Origin of the sequence: Microbacterium sp. K35, from assembly GCF_004794375.1 — a bacterium.
GTDB classification, from domain to species: Bacteria; Actinomycetota; Actinomycetes; order Actinomycetales; family Microbacteriaceae; genus Microbacterium; species Microbacterium sufflavum.
Genome location: NZ_SSDM01000071.1, coordinates 1 through 2,985 on the forward strand (window position 1 = coordinate 1; position 2,985 = coordinate 2,985).

General features: G+C 73.5%; 3 protein-coding genes and 1 other RNA gene. 2 read left to right on the forward strand and 2 right to left on the reverse strand.

The genetic code is table 11. The features are described from left to right. Both DW299_RS01930 and ffs read right to left on the reverse strand, forming a co-directional pair. Nucleotides 1–599, reverse strand: a 599-nt coding sequence (locus DW299_RS01930) for a rhomboid family intramembrane serine protease (protein WP_136035444.1), incomplete at its 3' end; no start/stop codon positions are given. A 54-nt stretch (nucleotides 600–653) separates the two neighbouring features. Next, nucleotides 654–750: signal recognition particle sRNA small type (ffs, locus tag DW299_RS01935), an RNA gene on the reverse strand. 116 nt (nucleotides 751–866) lie between these two features. On the opposite strand from ffs, the gene DW299_RS01940 reads away from it, so the two are divergent. Together DW299_RS01940 and DW299_RS01945 are read left to right on the forward strand one after the other, a co-directional pair. Then, nucleotides 867–1,856: an AAA family ATPase gene (locus tag DW299_RS01940; protein WP_136028517.1), complete on the forward strand. Its 990-nt coding sequence runs from the start codon at nucleotides 867–869 to the stop codon at nucleotides 1,854–1,856. A 10-nt stretch (nucleotides 1,857–1,866) separates the two neighbouring features. Beyond that, nucleotides 1,867–2,985, forward strand: a 1,119-nt coding sequence (locus DW299_RS01945) for a DUF58 domain-containing protein (RefSeq protein WP_136035445.1), incomplete at its 3' end; no start/stop codon positions are given.

Here is a 2,985-nt window from a genome sequence, read left to right on the forward strand (position 1 = left end):
GCTCCCGCCGCCGGATGGGAGCGCCGCCCGATGAGCGCCGCGACGCCGCCGCCGATCGCGCCGAACAGGTGCCCCTGCCACGAGACGCCGTCGGCCACGCCGATCACGCCCGCGAGCATCGTGCCGCCGTAGACGCCGATCACGACCACGGCGATCACGGCGTAGAGGATGCGATGGGCGACGCGCCCCGGCGCGAACACGCGCATCACGACGTAGCCGAAGTAGCCGAACACCAGGCCGGAGGCGCCCACCGTGAGCGTGCCTGGAGCGTTCACGAGCCAGGTGCCGACCCCGCCGACGACCGCGACGATCACGGTGACGGCCCAGAAGCGTCGCGCCCCCTCGACCGCGACCAGGCAGCCGAGCACGAGGAACGGCACAGAGTTGGCGATGAGGTGCGCCCAGCTCGCGTGCAGCAGCGGGGCGAGGATGATGCCGCTGAGCCCCGACAGGTCCCACGACCGCAGACCGAAGCCCGTGAACGATCCGGGCAGCACGGCATCGGCGAACTGCACGAGCCACATCACCGCCAGCAGCAGCACCGGCGAGGCGAAGCGGGCGAGCGGATGCGGCGGCCGCGAAGGAGGGGGGACGGTCACCGCTCGATTGTCGCAGGCCCGTCCGACGAACGCCTGTGTACCGGGCCCGGCAAAAGAAAAGACCCTCCGCGCACCCAGCAGAGCCCGGTTACCCTTGCTGCGTTTCCGCCCTGGGGGAATTGGCCTGGATGCCGCCACGCGGAGAGCCGTCGTCCACTCTACCCGACCAGCGGCGGGGCGACGAACCCACGCGGGCATGGTCCCGCACGCCGCGCGGAGCGTACGATCGATTCACGCGCATCGTTGCGTCGACGTGAGAGGGATCGCATGCCTGAGAACGCCCCCCTGACCCCGGTCACGATCGACGCCGAGCGATTCGCCGCCCAGACGGCGGCGATTCTCGGCTCGATCAGCCAGGTCATCGACGGCAAGCCCGACGCCGTACGCAGCGCGCTCGTGTGCCTGCTCGCCGAGGGCCACCTGCTCATCGAAGACGTGCCGGGCGTCGGCAAGACGATGCTCGCCCGCGCACTGGCCGCGAGCATCGACGCCACGGTCCGCCGCATCCAGTTCACGCCCGACCTGCTCCCCGGCGACGTCACGGGCGTGTCGGTGTACAACCCGGTCGACCGGGAGTTCGAGTTCAAGCGGGGCGCCGTGTTCGCCCACATCGTGATCGCCGACGAGATCAACCGCTCCTCCCCCAAGACGCAGTCCGCGCTGCTGGAGGCCATGGAGGAGGGCCAGGTCACGGTCGACGGCTCCACGCACCGCCTGCCCGACCCGTTCCTCGTGGTGGCGACGCAGAACCCGCTGGAGATGGAGGGCACCTACGCCCTCCCCGAGGCGCAGCGCGACCGCTTCATGATGCGCATCTCGATGGGCTACCCCGACCCGGGCGCGGAAGCCCTCATGCTGCGGCAGCGCGACGTGGTGAACCCGCTCGCCACCGTGACGCCCGTGGCCGACGCCGCGTCCGTCGCGCAGCTCATCGCCTGGGCGCGGGCCGTGCACGTGGCCCCGGCCCTGGAGGAGTACGCGGTCGCACTCGCCCAGGCCACCCGCTCCGACCCGAGCCTGCATCTCGGTGCCAGCCCCCGCGCCACCCTCCAGCTCGTCCGCGCGGCGAAGGTGTGGGCGGCCCTCGACGGCCGCGACTACGTCATCCCCGACGACATCACGTCGCTGCTCCTCCCCGTGTTCGCCCACCGCCTGCTCCCCGCGCGCGGCGCCCATCGCGCCGGAGCCCAGCCCATCGAGGCCGCGCTCACGCAGATCGCCGAGCGCGTGCGCGTCCCGGTCGCCACCCGCTCCTGAGACCCCCGCCATGCGACGACGCCGCCTCCTCACCCGCCGGGGCACCGGCACGCTCGTCGCGGCGTTCGGCTGCCTGGTCGCGGCGAACGTGCTCGGCGCGCGCATCCTCCTCTTCATGGCCGTGTTCCTGGCGGCCCTCACCCTGTTCTCCGCGCTGGCGGTTCGGCTGCCACGGCGCTCAGGGACGGTCGCGCGACAGATCTCGACCGACCTGCTCACGGTGTCGGAGGCCTCGCGGGTCACGGTGCGCTTCACGCTGCGGGCGCTGCGGGTGCCGCACGGCCTGTGGCATGACGTGCTGCCCGACGCGGTCGCCGGAGACTCCAGCGGCGAGTATCCCGCCGAGACCGCGCAGCTGAGCTACCTCATCACGGGGGTGCGGCGCGGCGTCTGGCCGCTCGGCCCCCTCATGCTCCGTACGGTCGACCCGTTCGGACTCGCGCAGCGGGAGCAGGCGTTCGGCGACACCCGGACCATCACGGTGGTGCCGGAGGTGTTCGCCCTCACGCCGCTCGCCGTGCGCATCGGGGCGGCGGGAGGGACGGCCCACACCTCGTCGACCCGCCTCGGACAGGGCAGCGACAACCTGTCCCCGCGCGGCTACGCCCCCGGCGACTCCATGCGCCGGATCCACTGGCGGGCCACGGCCCACCGCGGCGAGCTGATGGTGCGCCAGGAGGAAGAGGAGTCCAGCCCCGACGCGCTGGTCGTCCTCGACCGGAGCTCCGGTCGCTGGGACCCGCAGGGCGACGCCGCCGACCCGGCCTTCGAGTCCGCGGTGTCGCTGTGCGCCTCGGCCGCCCTGCACCTCGCCGCCGAGGGCTACAGCGTCGACGTGATCGACACCGCGGGCACGCTGCTCGGCGCGCTCCGCGGACACGAGGACGACCGCGACGGCCTGCTCGTCGCACTCGCCCTGGTGACCCCGCGCGGCGAGGCCCGGGAGCTCGCGGCCCTCGTCGGCGGCACCCCGCCCGGGCCGCTCGTGTTCGTCACCGGACGCGTCGACGAGGAGGACGCGGCGCTGCTGCGTCCCGCGGGAGCCGCGGCCCCGCTGCTGTTCGCCACCGAGCCGCTGCCGGGTGCGGCCGACGCGGCACGACAGCACGGGTGGACCGTCGCCGCACCC

Bases quoted from the DNA above. Each gene is read 5' to 3' on its own strand.
- DW299_RS01940 (WP_136028517.1), top strand. From the start codon at position 867: ATGCCTGAGAACGCCCCCCTGACCCCGGTCACGATCGACGCCGAGCGA.